The 22,238-nt window shown below is 39.0% G+C and carries 13 protein-coding genes; all 13 read right to left on the bottom strand.

The features are described from left to right. Window positions 1–31: 31 nt before the first annotated feature. Window positions 32–1,531 (bottom strand): RagB/SusD family nutrient uptake outer membrane protein, encoded by a 1,500-nt coding sequence (locus EV194_RS10845; RefSeq protein WP_165921863.1) that lies wholly within the window; start codon window positions 1,529–1,531, stop codon window positions 32–34. Window positions 1,532–1,580: 49 nt separating this feature from the next. Then, a complete protein-coding gene (locus EV194_RS10840; protein WP_165921862.1) occupies window positions 1,581–4,853 on the bottom strand; it encodes a SusC/RagA family TonB-linked outer membrane protein in 3,273 nt (1,090 codons plus the stop codon). Window positions 4,854–4,898: 45 nt separating this feature from the next. Continuing rightward, complete coding sequence (locus EV194_RS10835; RefSeq protein WP_132434056.1) at window positions 4,899–7,202, bottom strand: fasciclin domain-containing protein; 2,304 nt, start codon at window positions 7,200–7,202, stop codon at window positions 4,899–4,901. Window positions 7,203–8,110: 908 nt separating this feature from the next. Then, window positions 8,111–9,142, bottom strand: coding sequence for a glycoside hydrolase family protein (locus EV194_RS10830; protein ID WP_132434055.1), 1,032 nt, complete (start codon window positions 9,140–9,142; stop codon window positions 8,111–8,113). Window positions 9,143–9,228: 86 nt separating this feature from the next. Beyond that, window positions 9,229–9,390, bottom strand: a complete 162-nt coding sequence (locus EV194_RS16905) for a hypothetical protein (protein ID WP_165921856.1) — start codon at window positions 9,388–9,390, stop codon at window positions 9,229–9,231. Between the two features lie 97 nt (window positions 9,391–9,487). Then, window positions 9,488–10,873, bottom strand: coding sequence for an FGGY-family carbohydrate kinase (locus tag EV194_RS10825; RefSeq protein WP_132434054.1), 1,386 nt, complete (start codon window positions 10,871–10,873; stop codon window positions 9,488–9,490). A 63-nt stretch (window positions 10,874–10,936) separates the two neighbouring features. Beyond that, window positions 10,937–12,205 (bottom strand): L-rhamnose isomerase, encoded by a 1,269-nt coding sequence (locus EV194_RS10820; protein ID WP_132434053.1) that lies wholly within the window; start codon window positions 12,203–12,205, stop codon window positions 10,937–10,939. Window positions 12,206–12,297: 92 nt separating this feature from the next. Beyond that, window positions 12,298–13,362, bottom strand: coding sequence for an L-rhamnose/proton symporter RhaT (gene rhaT, locus EV194_RS10815; protein ID WP_132434052.1), 1,065 nt, complete (start codon window positions 13,360–13,362; stop codon window positions 12,298–12,300). Window positions 13,363–13,670: 308 nt separating this feature from the next. After that, window positions 13,671–14,948, bottom strand: coding sequence for a zinc-binding dehydrogenase (locus EV194_RS10810; RefSeq protein WP_132434051.1), 1,278 nt, complete (start codon window positions 14,946–14,948; stop codon window positions 13,671–13,673). A gap of 29 nt (window positions 14,949–14,977) precedes the next feature. Continuing rightward, window positions 14,978–16,942 (bottom strand): SDR family NAD(P)-dependent oxidoreductase, encoded by a 1,965-nt coding sequence (locus EV194_RS10805; RefSeq protein WP_132434050.1) that lies wholly within the window; start codon window positions 16,940–16,942, stop codon window positions 14,978–14,980. 36 nt (window positions 16,943–16,978) lie between these two features. Continuing rightward, the gene (locus EV194_RS10800; RefSeq protein WP_207916007.1) at window positions 16,979–18,199 is read right to left on the bottom strand and encodes a PHP domain-containing protein; all 1,221 of its coding nucleotides are present in this window, start codon (window positions 18,197–18,199) and stop codon (window positions 16,979–16,981) included. Between the two features lie 123 nt (window positions 18,200–18,322). Further along, window positions 18,323–20,791, bottom strand: coding sequence for an alpha-ketoacid dehydrogenase subunit alpha/beta (locus EV194_RS10795; RefSeq protein WP_132434049.1), 2,469 nt, complete (start codon window positions 20,789–20,791; stop codon window positions 18,323–18,325). 87 nt (window positions 20,792–20,878) lie between these two features. Further along, window positions 20,879–22,234 carry a dihydrolipoyl dehydrogenase gene (gene lpdA / locus EV194_RS10790; protein WP_132434048.1) on the bottom strand — a complete coding sequence of 452 codons (1,356 nt, stop codon included), beginning with the start codon at window positions 22,232–22,234 and terminating at the stop codon, window positions 20,879–20,881. Window positions 22,235–22,238 lie beyond the last annotated feature (4 nt).

Here is a 22,238-nt window from a genome sequence, read left to right as displayed (position 1 = left end):
TTTTTACTTATTTTATTAAAATACTAAAACATCATCTTTGCGTTTGATCATAAAAAGGATTCTGCTTTAGATGCGGGTAACCGGCATTGATTTCACTTTGATGTATTGGTAAATAGTGAAAATCAGTATCCCTTAATTTATTAATCAATGATTCAATCTTTTCCGGACGTGTAGATCTTATGGCCACATCAGTAAGCAAGTCCAATCTTTGATAATTATTGCGTTTTGCGTTACGTAAGATGTCAAACCAACGTTTGCCTTCGTAGGCAAACTCCCTTCCTCGCTCATCGAGAATATAAGATGTGAGTCCAAATTGCCCGGTTGGGCTCTGATAGGTGTCGTCTGGCGCATTAGCTCTGTCTCTTATCACATCAATATATGTTAGAGCCTGTGCTCCCTGATTAATGTTAGCTAAGGCCTCGGCTTTCATTAACAGAATGTCGGCATATCTGTAAACAATCCAATTTGATGTCGCTTCATTAAATGGTTTTCTCTGTTCTCTGTTAGCCCCAATATATTTCCATATACTATATCCGTCGGCAGAACGATAAGCAGCACCATCGCTTCGAATATCAGCATCTTCGGGAAGTGCAAGAATATTCACGGGCCACAAATATTCAATAGTTAATGTATTAGCTCTATACCATTGAACATTGGCCACCCAATTGTAATATGGATTTAAGATTTCAGATGAAAATTGCAGTTCAAAAATACTTTCAATGCTGTTTCCTTCTACAAATAAAGTTGTAAACCAGTTTTCATTTCCCGGAACCAATGCAAACTGACCAGACTGAATGATCTCATCACAAGCTTCTATGACTTTATCAAACTCATCAAGCCATAAATAAACGTCGGCCTGAATGGCTTTTATTGTATAGTAATTAATTCTGCCTTTGTTTTCCTCTAATCGTCCATGATCTCTTGGGATGAGACGTTCAGCCTCTTCAAGATCACTGATTATTTGTGCAAAAATATCAGCATTACTAGCCTTTGTACGAGCCTGAATTCGGCTATCTGTAGTTGTTGCCTCCAATACCAATGGTACTTCATTAAATACCCTTGCCAGATAAAAATAGAGTAGAGCTCTTAATCCCAAAACCTCGCCTTTATACTCATTCATTCTGGCCTGAGTAAAAGCCCCATCTCGTTCAACCACCTTTGGACCAAATTCCAAAACGGTGTTACACAAATTAATCGTGGTATAAAACCCATTCCATCTTGCAAAATTATTGGTTGGTAATATTTCTCCCTGATTAATCTGCTCAAAATCATTATTTATAGATCGAAAGGAGCGAATCATATCCGCCCTCAATTCTCCCCAATTGAACATTGCTTCGGCCACGGGATGAGTGGTTCCACCTAACATGGAAGCATAACACCCCATAACAGCTGCATGTACATCTCTTTCTGTTTGCCAAAACTGATCTACAGTAACTCCATCCTCAGGTTCTATATACAGCCAATCAGAGCAGGAGCTAAAAGCAAAAGAGGCTATAAATAGAATTGAAATATATAATTTATACTTTTTCATCATTTTCATGTTTTAATGTTCCTTCATTCCGGCTATCATCTCCAGGTTCTTAAAATGTTACAGACATGTTAAACGTAAATTGTTTGGCCACCGGTGTGCGCGAATGGTCTTCGCCTACTGTAAATATATCCCCATATCTTTGATTAATATTTATCTCAGGATCCTGCCCGGTATATCTTGTAAATGTTAACAGGTTATTCATTGTGGCCGACAAACGCATGTTTTGCATGCCAAACCTCTGAGAAAAAGAGTTGGGTACTCTATATGTTAAGGTGATATACTTTAATCTCAGGAATGATCCATCTTCAACAAACCTGTCGGAGCCCAACCAATTATAACCCTGCCCCATCATCGCTCTTGGGATATCTGTCTCATCACCTGGTGCTCTCCATCGGCGCAGAGTAGAAGCAAGTTGATTGTCGAAGTAATACATATTTTCTCCGTCCATCTTGGTTCTATTTATAATATCATTTCCAACACGGAAATAGAAATAATAGTTAAAGGAGAAGTTTTTATAATCAATAAGAGATCCAAATCCACCATAGAAATCAGGATTTGCATCACCAATGTATACCACATCCTGTGCGTCGATATTTCCGTCATGGTTAATATCCTCATACATTGCATCGCCCAACTGGAAAGGATACCTTACGTTACCATAATCAAACACCATATATACAGGGTTTCCATTTGGGTCTAGAATTTGATTTCCTGCTGCATCTCTTGCTATTAGCTGATCCGGATCGGTATATACTCCTTTATAACGATAACCGTAAAAAGAACCAATGGGGTTATCAACCTGAACAATGTGCCTATATTGGCCATTATAAAGAGTCAGACTTCTCTCTAATGGATAGTTATCTGCAACTTCTCTAAGTATATTGTAATTTCTTGCTATATTAAAATCAAAAGTTACTCTCAAATCGGTTTGACGAATTGGAACGGTACGTACCGATAAGTCATACCCAATATTATCTAAAGTTCCCAAGTTCATAACATTGATTCTGGAAAAGCCTGTTGTTGATGGAATTGGAGTATCATAGACAAGCATGTCTTTGGTTGTATTCAGATAGTAATCAGCATCCACCATCAACCTTCCATTAAACATCTCAATTGACACTCCATAATTGGTACTATTAAAAGATTCCCATTTAAGGTTTTCCAATTGCATATTAATAGGGTAAACTGCATTATAACCTAAGTATGACCAAGCAAATGTTCCATAATTATTAAAGAACATTCCTTCTCGCCTAGGAACTCTTCCGTTTTCTCCATAACTAAATCTCAGCCTTAAATCATTCAGTGAGGTAAAATCCTCCATGAATGGTTCTCCAGAAATACGCCATGCTGCAGAAACACCAGGAAACATTCCAAATCGATTCTTCTCATCAAATTTAGAGTTACCTTCATACCTGATACTACCCGAAGCAATATATCTATCTAACAAGACATAATGAACAGTGGCAGTTGCTCCTACATCACGACCTCTCCATGGTCCTGAATTAAAGCCAAGACCAGCTTCCCTGTATTTATTATCCAATGAAGGATCCTGCAACAACGAAGAAGCCGAGTTTGCTGTTTCAAGTTCGTAAAGACTTCCTATGCGTTCATTGGTTTGAAAATTTAGGGAAGCTGTAAAATCATGGATGGCGTTAAACATCCTGTTAAAATAGAGTTGGTTGTTGGTATAAATGGTATATGAATCATCATCTTTGTCAAAAGCTCTGTTAACCCAAGAGTCTGTCCAGGTTCTGCCAGTAGCAGTCTGCGGCAAGAAACGTCTTACCTTATTGGTATTAACATCAAAAGAGAGATCCATTGTATATCTTAACCCTTCCAGAATTTCGTAGTACAAAGAAAGTCGGTTCGTAATCCTGTCATTGATTGTCCGTGTAAATCCATCGTTACCCATCGCGACAGGGTTATAAGTATTTGGAGCAGTTCCTTGTGCATTAAACTCTGGCGAAAAGAAATTCCCGGTTAAATTTCCAAAAGCATCGTATTCGTAAATTGACATATTAGGCATTTTCCTATAAGCCACAGATCTTAACTCTCTGCTGTCCCTAAATGTATTATCCCGGTAGTTTCCTCGTGTGTCTGCATGATTATAGGCAAAGTCAGCTCTCAACCTCAAGCGGTCAGAGATCGTATAATCGAGATTCAACCGTGTAGACAATCGATCCAGTCCGGTACCAATAGTGGTGCCTTCCTGTCCCTGATAGTTAACAGAAAATCGATAAACAGCTCTGTTTCCTCCACCAGAGATAGAGAAGTCATGGTTTTGAATAAAACCATTCTGAGAAACTGCTTTTAACCAGTTTGTATTTTGCCCATAGTTATGATAGAAATATGGATCATCTGGGATTTGCAGAAACTCACGATAAGTATCAAAAGGAAGTGGAGTTCCATAGCTGTTAAACCATGCTTCCTGTATTAATGTGTTGTACTGATTTCCATTCAACAGAGGAATTGTAGGTGGATCGAAAGTATATGTACCTCTAAAAGTATAATTGATTAAAGGTTTTGTTGACCTCGAACCTCTACGCGTTGTAATAAGCAGCACACCATTTGCAGCTCTCGTCCCCCACATAGCAGTAGCGGCTGCATCTTTTAAAACAGCAATTTCGGCAATATCATCAACAGGAATATTCAACATTTGAGAATAACCCTCTTCATTGGCTGTTGCAAAATTAAAATCTGAGGAAACATTTATCTCATAAGGAATATTATCAACAACAATTAACGGAGAAGCATCACCTGTAAGTGTGTTTACTCCACGAATTCTGATGTTCATACCTGCACCCGGATCTCCAGTATTGGCAGTAATATCAACTCCGGCCAATCTTCCCTGAAGTGCTTCATCAATGGATGATGCATGCACACCTTCGAACACATCAGCAGAAATCTTTGCAATAGGTATCGCTAAGTTTCTGTCCGGTACATTTAGACTTCCGGTCTGAGTACGACGGTGAGCAACAATTTCTGCTCCTGCCAATTCTGTAACAGCCTCATCCAACACAATATTAATTGTGGTTCTTCCCTGAATTTCAACTATTTGATCCAGATAACCGATGCTGGTAAACTGTAATCGGTTTTCTATATTTCTAACTTCCAACAGATAATTACCGTCCAGATTGGTAACCGTACCACTCACAAGCCTATTGTTGGCATCCAACTCTGCTACAGTTACCCCAATGACTCCTTGAGGTTCAAAGGCACTGGTAACTTTTCCTCTGACAATGGCACGCTGCTGTGCTGTTGAAGCAATGGCAATCAATAGCAATGCCTGAATTAACAATATTGATCTTAATATTTTAAACATAGATTCTATCATTTTATTCAAAATAATTTTCTACCCGTGGTTTTACTAATCGTTTTCTACAGGGCGATAATCTAAATAATCATCAATCAAATGTATCACTGCCCGATTAGCTAAAACGTTTGTATTGGTGCTGGTAGCGGTTGCGGTTGCGGTGGCAAATCTGCCTCTCCTATCAGTGAACTCAATCCTATCATTGGAATTGCTGAATACATAAACCTGTGTTTCACCATCAGAATCACGATAATGAGTAAACACCTCTTCATAATTATAATCAGCATTACTATAAATGATTTTATCATTTAATATATGATATCGAACAAACCTCAATACCATTTCTTGCTCCGCCTGAGTAAAATCAGCAGGGCCAATTGGGGGTAATAATCCATCAGTTACGGCTCTTTGGATTGCTTGATCGTTTGGAATTAAATAAGTTTGATTTGTGGTAGATGCGATACCTGCAATCTGTCTATTATCAGGATTATACACCATCCTATTAAACTCGTCTGGGCTTTCGGCTCCTTCTACAAGAGAGCTAGCTGATTTTTCAAGATATCTAAAGAAAGCCCGGTAACTTGCATTTCCATCTAAGTAATATCCAATGTTTCTGGTTGAAAACATCAATGGTCGATCCAGGGTCATGGTTCGTCCATTTCTTGTTTCATTTGCAATTTCACCATCCTGAAGAACAAGTCGAGCAGCGGTTGAAAGTGATTGGCCAGGCCCCCAAACCCTTGTGCCAGCTGGTGTTGCCAAATAACGAATATACTCACCTGCGTTGGTTTGAATCAAGCCGAAACCTTCACTTAAATCAATATCCTGATTAAAAATAATGTGAAGGCTCACCAATCTGTCAAGAATGGTGAAGGCTGCCATATTTCCCCAATCCGGGTTATTATGTTCCCATTGATTTAATCCGACATTAAAATTCAAATTGATATTATCAAAATGTTGATTATTAATTAAGAATACATCCAAGTGGAGTATGGGGTTACGAAGAATAAAATTATTCTCCGTTGACACCAAGGCCTGATACATCGTAGTATAAGAAGGGCTTAACAGAATATCTCCAAGAACAGTTGAAAACGCATTGGTCTCCTGCACTTTATTCACGACATAAAACAAGCCATTACTGCCCATGGCCTGGCCAACAACATTGGTGCTAACATCAAATCTGGCTGGTTCACCAAAATGATTCTGAACATGATCAAATCTGGATGGCCACACAGTTGTTCTGAAAAAATGTGCATTTAAGAACTCATCAATTACAAACTGAGGCATCTCATCCAACGAATTATAACCTCGACCCAAAAACTCAGTGTTTAAGTAATTTTGTAAAGCCTGGTTAGTTGGAGCAAACATTGTCCAGCCATCAATCTGATTATCCGTTCTATATCCGCCTCCATATCTGAGAAAGTTCTCTACAGTTGGGGGGAAATGTAGTGAGCCATAAGACTTAACAAATATTTCTCTATATTGACCAGTTGCTTGCTCCTGCTGAATTTCAAAATCCCGTGGTGCACGAAAGTAACTTACTTTATAATTTTCAAGCATATTAAAAAAATCGGAACTTTCATCTGTGGTCATTAAAAGTTCTTCTAAGTTAGGAAGAGGAAGAATCACTTTATCAACAACATGAATTACTCCATTCTCGGTTACAATATCATGATCAAGAACCTTTGCATCCACAACATTAAAGCCTGAAAACTCAGTTTCAGGAAAAAAGAAATTGTAATCAAATACAGATAAACCATTTGAATTCAGAAAACGCTCGGTAAAAAAAGGAATGCTTTTCATGTTGAAATCATTCATAACGAAAGTTCCACCGAGGTTTGGATTTTCTAAAACGGCATTTACATCTATCACATTTCGCTCCACACCATTATAGTCAGTATAAGTATAAACCCCTTTATAATTAAACGTAGTACGTTTGAAGGCAATATTCTGATTTCTTTCTCTTTCCTCTGGAAGAACTTCTCTTTGATAATCGTCGATTTGTTCAGATAATGATCCAACTGCAACCAATGAGTAACTGACAATTTGATGTGCCAATTCATTGGATATATCATCAATAGAATTGATTCCATGCTCGCTCATAAACTCAGTAAAAGCAGCATCATTAGGAGCAAATACAGTATAGAATCCTGAAGATTTTAAATTTCTGGTAAACCCCGATTTATCCACACAGGCCAGATAGTAGTTAAAATTTCCCTGTTCTTCTAAATAGTTATAGATGGGTTTTTCAAGCCAGCCTGGTCTTTCAAAGTAATCTTCATCCTCACATCCTGAGCTAATTAAAACCAGAACAGCCAATAAAACCACCATTCTTAATAAAAACAAAACTCTCATCATATTTCTTTAATTATAATTACCTTAATTTATCATCTTAACAACCCGCAATTAATAATTTTATACACTTTTTTCGTATAACTCAACACTATTATTAAAGCTAAAATTCGTTTTGCAATTACAAACACAACCTCAACTTTAATACTCGACTACCACTCGGGAAAGATTAAAGCCTGTTTTTCTGATCTTTATCAATCTAAAAGAGGGCTAATTCAATCTCTTTATTTAATAACTAAAATTATAACCTATATTAACAAGTGACAATACACAAAATGATCTATTATTTAAATTTTTTGGCACTTTTTGATCTTTTTACACATTATGATATTACAAAACTCAAACACCTCAATTGCATATGATCAATCCAAAAGAATAAATTAACCCAACTTAAGAAAGTATGAAACGAGTCCCGAGGCTTCGGTGCGAGTTTTATCTGGTTCCACTAAATCAAATTATAGAAACTTGGAAACAAAGATTTGAATCGAAAGATCAGATATATTTAGATTTGCAATCACTGATGTCCGGTATAAAAGAATTAATTTAAAAACTTCTGTTTAAATGAGAGCTATTTGGGTATTAATTGAATGGGGTTCGTAACGGCTTTGCCGTAACGAACCCCATTTAAAGCAATAAACCACGAAAGTCTTGCCATTTTTACCAAAAGGAGAAATCTCGAAAACTTTACCGGACAACAATGATTTTAAATAAACAACAATTAATATAAGTCGGCACTATGTGCCTCCATTGATATAACATGTCGGTTTCAATCCCAAGGATGCCCTCCCTTGTTTTGTCAGCCTTTATTTTATTGATATGAATACTGTTAACATATCCCCCTTCATTCATTGGTTTTATAAAAACCAAATAAAAAGCACTGACTCCATCAAAGACCGTATAGTAATCTATAAAATTTAAAACCTAACAGGAGGAACCAGACAGACATAAGTTACCGAATCTCTGTATGCCACCAATCTCTCGTTCTCATAGAACAATTCAGTAACCTGAATAGAACTCCTTCGCTGTTCAAATAAATCATCTGGATCCACACCATCCCTGCGACCAGGATGAGTAAAATAATACAAATATGCTCTGTCGTTACTGATTAAAACATCAGCATGTCCGCCCATAACCTTATCATCCTCTCCAATACCAGGTTTCTCTACCAGATTTCCCGGGATATTTGTCCAGTTTAATAAATCATCTGATTTATAGAGTGCAAGTCCACTCCACACATCCGTTATCATCCAATAATGACCTTTCCATTCGAACACTTTTGGGCCTTCACCTCCACGCGCTCGATCTATTTGTACTCTTCCCTTATCTGTCCAATTATATAAATCCGGACTATCGGCAAAATACATGGCTTTACCAGCTCGCTCGTTGTTATACCACATGCGCCAGGTACCATCAGGCAATTGAAAAACACATGCATCAATAACCCGATCTGAAGCCAATTCCAAAACTGATTCAAAATCCCAGTCTAACAGATTGGTGCTTGTAAGATGAATGATATCTCGTGGGTGGCGCCAATCTCTAAATATCCCGGGAACATAAGTAAGAAACATATGGTACAATCCTTCATATTCAATAACTTCAGGAGCCCAATGGGTGTAATCCGGCATTCGATAATTAATGTTTGCTGTGTCTCGGTATGCCCAATTGGCTCCATCGTATGACTCAGCAATTCCAATCCTGGTGCCGTGAACCCATTCAAATCCATCTAAGGAAATATCTTTTGCCCGCCGGTTGGTATAAAACATAAACCACTTCTCCTCATCATGATTCCAAACAATAACAGGATCTGCAGCACCATCATATACCGGATCCCTAAACAGAGGCTTAGGCGCAGGTTCTCCACAATGTTCTGTTGAGGATTGACAACTGACAACTATCAGAGTTGTGATTAATATTATAAAATTTAAAAAAAGACTTTTTAGATTCATAGCTAAAACGGATTTAAAAAGAACAATGAGTTATTTATAAGTGATAGGATTAAGTCAAAATTTACGTCTTAAGTCCTCTATATCATTTAATTTGAAACGGCATAAGCCATTAAATAAGGAGACTGTGTTAAAATGATGGAATTGATATTTCCACCGGATGTAGTCGTTAAACCACGTTTGTATACCCTGTCGATCACCATAACAATCTGGTCACGGGGATGCATAAATTTGGTGTTAAGCAATTTCATCTTTCCGAATATTTTAATGGATATGAATAACGAAAAACAAGTTTCGAAGTGACAGAGAAAAGAGATTAAAGCATTAATGCATTAATGCTTTAATGCTTTAATGCTTTAATATAGAGATTCCATCCCATTCAACCAGACCCAGATTTATTTCAGGAGCAGACCCTTGAAATACCTTATCATAAATAACCAAAGCAGCACCCAATGCACTGGAATTATCCACCTGCGTTGTAAACACCTTTTTCTCTGGCATAAAACCGGCAAGCAACCTGACAAAAATCTCATTACGAGCAAATCCTCCGGAAATAAACACATTATTTGCAGAACTTCCTGACTCTGAAATAAGCAGAATTGATTCGTATGCTTTTATCGTAAGGTCATACATAAATCGGTGATAAGCTTCCGAGAAACTCTTAAATTGGCTAAGATTTGTGGATGTATCCACATAATCTATAGGCACACCGCCTATAAAGAATTTCATTTCAGAGGTTCCATTAGTGATATATTCCGACAATAGAACCTCATCAATCTCAACTTTTTTATAAGCATCCGCGGGAACTTTGAAATGCCTTGTGATGCGCTCCACATTTACATCATGAATATGCCCCATAAAAAACCTTGAAGATTTTACCGGATTTTGTTGAATACTCATATAACAAAGGCAATCATGTCTGAGCTCATCCAAAGTTAAAGGAGAATGGTTAAAAGGATTCATATTGATGCACCAGGTTCCGGTGCTGATAAGTAAAAATGGTTCAGCTGATCCTTTAAAATAAGGCACCAGCGAAGAAGAGCTATCATGAATTCCAATACCACAGGCAATCTCCTGATCATGTATTTTTACATTAGTAATCTTGTCGTTACTAATTGGCTCTGGTAAAAAGATGCCTTCCTTTGATAACCATTGATGATATTTGTTTTTATCAAAATCCCACAGAAATGTATGACATCCTATGGATGTATGCTCCGACACAAACCTTTTGGTAAACAAGGATGATAAGTATTGTGGGAAATGCAGTATGTATCTAGATTTATTAAACACCTCTGGCTGTTCCGATTTCACCCATAACATCTGAACACCCGAATTCAATAGCATTCCAAGAGCCGGACTGGCAGTACTTCTGCAAAATTCCTTTTCACCACCAAAAGCAGAAAACAACTCATTTTGAAATTTATTACCGACTTGTTTTAAGTAGTTATATACTGGCGTTAACCTGGATCCGTTCTCATCGAGCCAGCACAATGAAGCACCATAAGTAGAAAAGTTAATACCACAAATTTGATACCTCCCCTCCTTAATCAAAGATTCAACGGAAGAGAAGAGCCACTTCTCTATTCTCTCTATGTCATCACACTCTTCTCCATCTTCATCCGTGATGGTGGAAAATGGCTCTTCATGCTGATGAACAACATCAAGATTCTGATCAAACAAAAGAAGCTTTTTGTTTGTTTTTCCAATATCAAAAACAGCTATAACTTTCAACATGACATGCTTTTTAAACAAAAAAGGGAATTAACCTTACAGGTTAATTCCCCGAAAACAAATCAACTATCTATTTAACAAAACATCTTTCTCGTATTTTTGAATCTCCGCAATAAAATCATCACTGGCCGGAACATTGTTCTTCAGACAGTAATAATCCCATACTGCTCCAAAATTGCGTGATTTCATCACTTCCAACAAGGCTAGTCTTTCGAAATATTTGCCTTTTTCTTCAAAATCCTTCAAAATGGCATATGGCTCAAGCATAGCTTTCATGAATGCTTGTTGAGTTGCACGCGTGCCCACAACATATGCTCCTACTCTATTTATACTGGCATCAAAAAAGTCTAATCCAATTTTAACTCTATTTAAAAAGTCATTGCGAATAATTTCCGATGCTATTAACTGAATCTCATCATTCAACACAACCACATGATCCGAATCCCATCGAACTCCACGGGTAATATGTAATAACAGATCGTCAACAAACTGAAGACAAGCAGACACCTTATCACCAACCTGCTCAGTGGGATGAAAATGTCCATTGTCCAAACAAATCAACTTGTTGTTTTTAATAGCGTACCCAAGATAGAAATCGTGAGACCCCACAGTCATGAACTCTGCACCAATACCAAACAACTTACTTTCTACAGCATCAAGCATGAACTCTCGTGGATAATCTTGTGCAAACGCTTCATCCAAAGACTTCTTTAGTAAAGCCCGATGGCCGTTACGATCTACCAATTCATCCTTTGATCCGTCAGGAATCCAAGTATTATGAACAGACGGTGACCCCAGTTGTTTTCCCATTTCAGCAGTGATGGCTCTACATCTCTTCACATGCTCGACCCAAAAACGTCGAACATCTTCATTCTTACTTGACAAAGTATATCCATCATCGGCTTTGGGATGTGAGAAACAAGTTGCATTAAAATCAAGTCCCATGCCTCGCTGTTTGGCCCAATCAATCCAACCTTGAAAGTGCTTCACCTCAATCTGATCACGATCGACCAATTGACCACCAAACTCGCCGTATATTGCATGAAGATTCAAGCGTTGTTTACCTGGAAGAAGCGACATGACCTTATCTAAATCCTGACGCATTTGATCTATATTCTGAGCTTTTCCCGGGAAATTTCCTGTAACTTGAATTCCTCCGCCTCCTAACTCGGCATCGGGTTTTTCAAATCCACCAACATCATCAGTTTGCCAGCAATGCAAGCTGATTTGAACATCATTCATTTTTTCAACAACCGCATCGGCGTCCACACCAAATGCTTTATATTGTTCTCTGGCCAGTTCATAAGCCTTTTCTATAAGTTCTCTTTTATCCATAATGGCATGTATTTTAAATTTTATCTGGATGATTGTTTGTTTGATTGGAGTTAAATCAACTCAGTTACTCCTTTACTGGCATTCCATCATATCTATTTTATTCCCATAGAATTACCAATGCCCACGATAATTACTGATAACAGAATAATTCCGATACCCATGGAAATGGTTAAAATGGTTTTACGGGAAGTGCCCTTCCATTCTTTATTATAGATACCCCACATATTTGCTGTAAGAATGATGGTTGACATATGAAGAATCCAGGAGCTGGCGCCACTTCCAATTTTGCTCTCGCCCATTCCATAAAAGAAGAACTGTAGAAACCATGTGGTACCTGCAAGAGCAGCAAACATATAATTCCTCAAGAGAGGAGTTTTTTTGCTTACATATTCAGGGTAACTGTTGTTTTTTATACTTAAATAAACACACCAAATTAAATTGGTAGTTAAGCCTCCCCATAAAATAACCAGAAACGTAACATTATTTACAAAAAGAGGGTTATGTCCCAGTTCGTATATTGCATAATCGGTAAGTGGCTTTCCTGCTTCTATACCATAGTTAAAGAATGCACTTAATACCCCAGAGATAATTGCAACGATTAAGCCTTTAACCAACGCGAACTCTTTTACACTGGCAGATTTTTGTTCCGAAGAAAGTTCCTTTTCTTTTAATAGCCCGGCTCTACCTGTAAGTGCAATACCTGTTAAACATACTGCTACACCGAAAAGGACTACAAGACCTCCAGAGGAGTTTAACATATCAGAAAATGATACTTTATCAACCGTGCCCATTATATCGTAGTAGATGGGAGGAACCAGTGCTCCAAAAGCAGCTGTAACACCTAAAATAACAGAATTTCCTAAGGACATTCCTAAATAACGAACTCCCAAACCATACGTTAAACCTCCAATACCCCACATCAAACCAAGGAAATAGATAATCCAAAGTAGTTGACCAGAAGTATGTCGTAGAATCTCAAAAAAACCAGGAACCGTTAAATAGGCTGCCAAAAAAGGGATGATCAACCAAGAAAACAATCCACCAAGTAACCAATATGTCTCCCACGACCATTTCTTTACCTTGTTATAAGGCATATAGAAACTTCCGGAAGCGAAACCTCCAATAGAATGAAACAGAATTCCTAACAATGCTTGCATAATAATTTACAATTAGATTATGAAAACGAGATTAAAATCACAATTAAAAAATGACACAAATTTTATGAACCAAATTTATAGGCATCTACAATTTTTAACAATACACAAAGTGACACATTGTTTATATTTTTTGACATTATTTATAATAACTTCAATAAAAGTGAAAAGATGCGAAACCGAACAAGCGCAAAAAACTCGCTAACAACATAGCAGGTAGCGATATAATTAATCAGAAAATTGTTTATGGTTTAAACGAAAAAGGCTGCCTTAATAAATTAAGACAGCCCTTACCTGGTCAATACAATTCTTTAATTAAGCTTATTCCATTTTTCGAGAATAAGATTTTCCGCTTCAAGATTCCATAAACCATTGTGACGTTGGCATATTTCATGAAGTTCGGCAAACAATGGGTTTGTTTTCCCTTTCTCTTCAAATTCCGAGATAGGTGTCAGTGGCATCTTGATATGATTGTATATCAACTTTTTGCCTCCCGGAATTTCAGGCAGTTTTAACGTTGTGTCTATCACCGCATCCAATCCGCCAATGTGAGTCACCAGACCGGCCGGATCCAGCCCTTTTCCCATCATCTCCAAAGCCTCTTTCATATCGTCCATGTTGCCTCCACTTGTTCCTACCAAATGGGTAAATTCATAATGGACTTTGTAAAAATTCAACGGAGCTTTAAAATTGGAGTCGCCGGGACCGGCAAAGAAATTCAGGCAACCATCAAAAGCAAGGATTTCATCGGCCTGTTCAATGATTGGGACTACCGGAGCAAATACAAACACATCATCATATCCGTATCCATTGGTGATTGCCTTTAAGTCGGCGGCTACATTACTCGATGAACCGGTATTAACATAACGTAAATCAATCCCTTTAGATTTTGCATATTCCACAGAATACAGTGAGGCAGCTCTGTCAAGCCTTCCCTGATCAATATCTGTAATAACCAAAAGTGAAGGTTTGCGATCCTCGCGGTTCAACACATAATTAATGGCAGCCAATCCCATTGGTCCTACTCCGGCCAAAATGGCCATTTTACCGCCATCCACAATTTCCATCTTGTGTACATAAGAACCTGGTGTTGTATGGTAATTGGCATGCATAGCACCAATTACACACGACAAAGGCTCTGACAAAGAGGCGGGATAAAAGCCTTCGCCTTTATAGGGCAGCAAGCATCCTAACTCCATAACCTCTTTCGGGATGATAACATAAGTTGCATCGCCTCCAATGTATTTGTAGGAATACCCGGGAGCACTTAAAATTCCTACCGGACCATCTGCATAGTTCAATGCCGGTTGTATGGAAAATTTATCGCCGACCTTAAACTCAGAAGCCCATTTAGACCCAACTTCAACCAGTTCCCCCGCAAATTCATGTCCTATAATAATTGGGTTATCAGAAACATCATCGGGGATTCTTTTGTGATCAGTCCCCTGTGTTGCCGCTTTGTAGGACGACATGCAAATGCTGTCGCATATCACTTTTGCCAATATTTCATCTTCTTTTATTGGAGGAAGCTCAAACTCTTCCAAACGAAGATCTTTTTTTCCGTATAATCGTACTGCTTCTGTTTTCATTATCACATTTTTAATCCGGTCTCCCGGAATTATTTCAACATAATTTGACCACCTGTAACAGGTAAAGCCTGTCCTGTTTCAAACTCCTGATCAATCAGATATATAACTCCCTTAACCACATCTTTTACAGTGCATCCGCGCTGAATTGGTGTTTGACCCAGGTAAAAGTTCTTAACATCATCGATGGATTTAGCACCCGGCACCTTTCCGGCATTTAAGTATTGTACAAAAAGTCCATTTTCAGGATCACTCCAAAGCGGTCCGTCATAAAAATTACCGGGACAAACGCTGTTTACCTTTATGCGATCGGCTGCCAATTCCAATGCAAATGATTGGGTTAAACCTATTCCGCCAAACTTACCTCCGGCATAAGCAAAATTCTTTTTACTGCCGCTTAAACCACTTTTGCTGTTAATTTGAATTATATCAGCATAATAATCAGACTTGTGGCTGGTTTGAAGTTTCATTACTTCTGAAACAACTTTTGTACAATAGAAATAGGCGTTATAATTGATTTTTGTAACCAAATCGAAGGATTCGGGTGTCATTTCATCCAACCCCCCGGCTCTTAATATACCGGCATTGCTTATAAATGCGTCTATTGCACCAAAACGGGAAACAGTGGCTTTCACCAACAATTTTATTTGATCGATGTCGGAGACATCGGTTTTTACAAAAATTGCTTTATTCCCTCCTTTTAGGGAATTAAACAGCTCTGCCGTTTCGTTTCCTTTCGTTTCGTTCAAATCGGCCACAACAATATTGGCTCCCTGCTCCTTAAGCTCACGCGCAATTCCTTCTCCAAATCCCTGTGCAGCACCTGTTACAATAATGGTGAGGTTTTCTACACGACCTTTTGAGTCCACGGCAGCAATGCTCCGTCGATAGTTTTCAACTTCCCAGTTGTCGATAAAACTGATTTGCGCATCGGTCATGAAATGCTGTCCTCCAAAGGATTCGGACAGCCATGAGATCTTCAACAGGTCTTCAAACACATCCAAAATAATATCTGTTTGTGCACTGGTATCTCCAATGGCCAACAAGCCAAGATTTCTTACCACAACCACTTTGGGTGGATAACCATTTTCTGAAACAAACTGGTTGAATTTTAGCTGAAATTCAGAAATGATGGTTTTGGCAGATTCAACCTCATCTATATATATGTATTTTGACTTGCAATAAACAATTATATCGGGGGTAAATGGTTTCTCAATTCTTGAGAAAGCATCTGCCGAACCGGAAAAATACCGAATCAGCCCATTGTTTCGCACCTGTACTGTTTTCAACTCCGATTCACTTGCAATCATCCTAATGGCAGGCACCACAGATGTAACTAAATCGGATATTTCAATATCCGATTCAGGAATATCCTTTTTAACATTGTTTTTTATTGACTCAATCACCTTGCTGTAAATCTCCTTTATTTCATCCACCTCATTGGCAGAAACAAAAATTCCGTGATTTTGCAACAAAATGACCTTTGGATCGAAACCGTTATCCTTTCTATATGCCAATATTCGTTTCTCAACTTCCTTAAAAAGAATATATCCAGGATCGATGTATGGAATATAAAGAGCTTCGGGACCAAAAACCGGCTCTAAATATTTTTCCACATCATTTGCACACATTACGCCATTCACCAAAGTCGGATGCAGATGCACCACGTAACTGTAATCAATGGCATCATGCATGGATGTTTCAACAGAAGGACGTTTTTCGGGTGTAAGATTGGCAGCAGCCAAATCATTTTTCACCTGATTCTCGCGTTCAGATGCATCGCTGCTATAGGTCTTAGAAGCAATTTCAGCAAGTTTTGCCCTGTCGAGCATGGCAAAACCCTCTTCAGTAATGGTTGAGAGTGCAAAACCACTCGCCTTAACCCACAAGCGATCATCCGTTTTATAAGAAGTGTTGCCTCCTCCGGCTATCACAAACTCCTTCTGACAGCCATAAAACCTGGATATTTCTGCTATTTTCTTTAAACCCTCGTTCATGTTTGTGTTTGGTTTTCGTTTTGAATTATAAGAACCTTAAGCAAGACTGATTATAGCTCTGCCAATTTTCTCAAACTCTTCGCGTTTTGAGACATCAGCCATACCATCTTTGTTTACATATCCCTGTTCGCCCTTTGAAACAAAAAACTGATGCGTAGCTATCAACGCTGCTCCTCGAAGATTTATCTCCTTTAACCGATCGGTTAAAGGAGTAATGTTCCTTGCAAACAGTTCAATGGGTTCCATGGCAGGAGAGTTATGTTCAGACCCGAAGGTTACTGCAAATCCGTTATCATATAAATAGCCTGCATATTTTTCCAGCACATACACACTGTTGCGGGTTGTTATGAACTCAACAGAGGCAATCCCCCTTGATTTCAATATTTCGGCTACTTTTTCAAGGTCGTTCTCAAAATCGGTAAAATTGCCATTGGCATCGTCGGCAAGAAAAGGGTAGGTTGGAATACCGCCGGCTTGAAGAATGATTTGCCTAACCGTTTCCATTTCCAAAAAGGCTTTTGGATCTTCAGGAACAAATGCCCCTCCTCCTGCCTTTAGAAGGTTCCCACGAATTTCATTTTCAACTGCGGCAAAATCATCTAAAGATGATTTTAAATCCTTTCCGCCGAACAATTCATGATAAAAAGCGAGTTTTTCCTCTAACGAGGAAAAACGTTCCTCCACCTTTAACCTCAATGCCTTTGCTAAGTGTCTTTCTCTGACATTCCCGTTTGTCATCTCTTTTTCAATCTCTGAAAATGAGAGATTAAAAGGAGATTTTATGCTTTCTAATATCCCGTTCAACTTTTGACACATAGACTCAACATGCCTGTTCGACTCGTTACGCACATCCAATAGTTGCTGTAACCAGGGATTATCAAGTTTAAAGGGATAAGAAAGTCCTTTCCCACTCAAATATGTGCGTCCGGGATTATTTGGATCATTCACCCTGATACCATTTGCCTGGTCTTCTTTATTCAAACTGATGAACTCAATATTAAAAAGCGGGAATAACCCGCGCTTGTTGCATTCTGAAGCCCATTCAGGATAACCATTGGTGGTGTAAAAATCGTTAATTCCAACCACACGCACTCCTTGCTTTAGTGCCATATCGAGCGCTTGCGGCACAGAATCAAAAGCACTAAAGGAATATGGTGTGTGCAGGTGAGAATTTACCTTTACAGACTTCCAATCCTGAATATCTTCTGCCTTTTGCAAAAGAGTGGCTTTATCGGGAAATTTTAAATAATAATTCATACTTGAAAAATATTTACAAAAAAACTTATCAATTTTTAGAAAGCAGAATTACAGACAGAGAAAAATATTGAGATCACGGTATGGTTGTAACTCCATTTTCTAATCCATCTAAAGCATTTCAAACTACACCCCCAATCTGGATCTTCTGATCTGCTCTGAATCTGTGAAATTGCTTTTACACACATGTCCTTTCAACGGAACCATTTTTTCATGAATGGCATCTATGAACCAATCAGGCTGCGGGAAAAAACTGTCTTCCAACTCAAATGCAGGCGTAATCCAGTTTCGCGACCCAACCACAACCGGAGGTGCATCAAGGTAATCAAACGCCAATTCTGCAATGTTTCGTGCCAAATCATTCAGGAATGAACCACGTGCAGTGGCATCTCCGGAAATGATGATGCGTCCGGTTTTCTTAACCGATTCAATTACTTTTTCATAGTTAAAAGGCACCAAAGAACGCGCATCAATAATTTCTGCGGACATTCCATGTTTTTCCTCAAGTATTTTGGCGGCATCAAGAGCACGATACAGTGTTGCACCAATTGTTAAAATAGTAACATCCTTTCCTTCTCTTTTAACATCGGGTTCTCCAAACGGAATTTCATAATATCCGGCAGGAACCCCATCTTCGTGAAACTGCTCCCCGATGTCGTAAAGCCTCTGACTCTCGAAATAAATCACTGGATCAGTCCCTTGTAGTGCAGAATTCATTAACCCTTTTGCATCGTAAGGAGTTGCGGGAAAAACAACCTTCAATCCAGGTATGTGAGCCACCAGAGAAGTCCAGTCCTGACTGTGCTGTGCTCCATATTTTGACCCTACAGAAACACGCATGACCACAGGCATTTTCAACACATTACCACTCATTGCCTGCCATTTAGGCAGCTGATTAAAGACCTCATCGCCACTGCGTCCTAAAAAGTCACAGTACATGATTTCAGGAATCACCCGGCCTCCGCACATAGCATAGCCAATTGCAGTTCCTGCAATTGCAGCTTCGGCAATGGGTGAGTTAAAAAGCCGGTGATATGGCAATGCTTCTGTCAACCCACGGTATACGGCAAAGGCACCACCCCAGTCCCGGTTTTCTTCTCCATAAGCAACCAGCGAAGGATCTTTATAAAAACGGTCAATAATTGCCTCAAAAATCCCGTCGCGCAACTGGTATTGTTTCATTTTAGAGAATGGCTTTCCATCTTTATCGAAGGCAAAACGCTCTTTTTTCTCCAGCTGTTTAACACGTGCATTCTCGGACATTTTATGATTTACCTCTGCTTTACCTGGCAACATGGCATCCACTGATTCATTGGAAAACATCATGTCTCCAATCAACTCAGGATGCTTTTCCATATCCATGTATGGAGAAACCTCGGGATCAATGGATAACTTAAACATATCAAATATGATGCTTTTCACATCTTCAGAAACAGTATCCAAATCTTTTTCGGTGGCGACACCGGCTTCAACCAATTGTTTTCCATATCCGACAATGCTGTCGTGTGATTGCCAGGCTTCCACCTCCTCTTTGCTTCTATACGACGAAGCATCTGACGGAGAGTGTCCGGAATAACGGTAGGTAAGCACCTCGAGCAATACAGGACCACGTTTCTCTTCTATAACTTTTCGTTTACGCTTATAGGCATCAATAACCGCCAACGGATTATAACCATCCACTCGTTCGGCATGCATTTGATCTTCATTAACCCCGGCTCCAATACGAGCAGCCATTCCATATCCCATGGTTTCACCACAGGTTTGACCACCCATTCCGTATTGGTTGTTCATTACATTGAAAATAACCGGAAGTCCACCTTTCATGTCGCCTTCCCAAAGTTTGGTGAATTGATCCATAGCGGCAAAAGTGATTCCTTCCCAAACCGGACCGCAAGCCATAGATGCATCACCAATGTTTGCAACCACCATACCGGGTTTCCGGTTTACTTTTTTGAATAAGGCTGCTCCTACGGCAATGTCCCCACTCCCTCCAACAATGGCATTGTTGGGGTAAACTCCAAACGGTGTAAAAAAGGCATGCATACTACCTCCCAATCCCTTATTGAATCCTGTTTCCCGCGCAAAAACCTCCGCAAGTGTGCCATAAATCAAAAATCTACGCCCCAATTCCTTTATCGAACCATTAAATCCATTCTTCACGACACTAAGCGTTGATCCATCAAAAAACTTCTCCATGATTTCCAATAACTCATCATCGCTCAATTTGGCAATGGCGCTTAATCCTTTAGCCAAAATTTCTCCGTGGCTCCGGTGAGATCCAAAAATAAAATCTTCTACCGTTAAGGTAAATGCCATTCCCACAGCAGCAGCCTCCTGTCCAATAGACAAGTGGGCTGGTCCGGGATGATTATAAGACACCCCATTATATTCTCCTGTTGTTTTAATTAAGTTCAGCATGGTTTCAAATTCACGAATTACCACCATGTCATGATAAATGCGAATCAGTTCATCTTTGGAAAAATTCTTTAATTCATCCTTAACCGTTTTGTTGTACTGATTAACCGGAATCGGTTTAAACTCAATACTTCCACCCTTTCGGGATTCGTTGGGATCAAGAAACTGTACTTTAGGCATAGTCTGTTTTATTTATTATATTTTTTTTGCTATTTGATGTGGAAGATTTTTTATCTCCCATTCATGTAAGATGGATGTTTTTGCCTTTTAAAAGGCAAAAACGTTTTCCTTAAATATTTCAGAAACGGTGGGATGAGGAAAAACAACCTCTTCCATCTCTTTTAAAGTCATTTCATTTTCTATGGCCATTACAGCACCATAAATCATTTCGCTGGAGGGATTTCCAAGCATGTGAACACCCAATATTTCACCATATTTTTCTCCTACCAAAACTTTACATAACCCTTCTCCCCCTTCATTTTCAGCTACAAACCGTCCGGCATACGCCATTGGTAAAGTAGCTACTTTATATGGAATCTTTTTCGCCTTTGCAACGTCTTCTGTAATTCCTACTCCGGAAAATTCAGGATTGGTATATACAACACCGGGAATGGCATTGTAACGCATCACATCTTTTCGCCCGGTAAGATTATTAACCACAACTTCACCCTCGCGGCTTGCTGTATGTGCCAATAAGGAGAATCCGGTAACATCGCCTGCAGCATAAACATTTGGAATATTTGTGCGCATGTGTTGATCTACCTTAATTCCTCCTCGGAATAATTCGACCCCAATATTTTCAAGCCCAACGCCTTCTATATTAGGTCGGCGACCAACACTTAGCAATATTTTTTCACCCTGTGCTGAATCAGATTTTCCATCCTTTTCAAATACCACAACATTTCCTTTAACCTCAGTGACCTTAGAAGAAAGATGAAACTCAACCCCTTTTTTCTCAAGCATTTTCCGAAGCATGGCACTCATTTGACGATCCATGCCGGTTAAAATTTCGTCCAACATCTCAATGACCGTTACTTTGGTTCCAAGGCTACTGAAAAAACTGGCAAACTCAGTACCGATTACACCTCCACCAATTACCACTAATGATTTAGGCAACTCGCTTAATTGCAGAATCTCGCGATTGGTTACAATCACGTCACCTGCCTCTTTAAGTCCTGGTATTGGAGGAACTGAAGCTTCAGAACCGGTGGAGATGAGCACATTTTCAGCCAAAAATAACTGACCTTCTGCTTCTATTTCTATGCCTGAAGCCGTCCTGCTCTTAATAATTGCTTTTGACTTTACTGTTTCAACTTTGTGGTGTTTCATTTTCATCCCTACGCCGCCTACCAACTTCTTTACCACTTTGTTCTTACGAGCCATCATTTTTGAAAAATCGAAAGAAACATTTTCAGCCGTAATACCATATTTCTCACCGGCTTTGGCATTATCTAAAAGTTTGGCGCTATAAAGCAGAGTTTTGGTAGGAATGCAACCTTCATTGAGGCATACACCACCCAGATCTTTTTTCTCAAAAAGAATCACCTTTAACCCTTTTGCACCTGCTCTTTCTGCAGCTACATAACCGGCAGGACCGCCACCTATAATTGCTAAATTGTACATGCTT

The sequence above is a fragment of the Natronoflexus pectinivorans genome, from assembly GCF_004345615.1.
In the GTDB taxonomy this organism is placed as follows: domain Bacteria; phylum Bacteroidota; class Bacteroidia; order Bacteroidales; family Marinilabiliaceae; genus Natronoflexus; species Natronoflexus pectinivorans.
The sequence above is the reverse complement of the archived record's forward strand: the minus strand, read 5'-3'. Positions and strand labels throughout refer to the sequence as shown.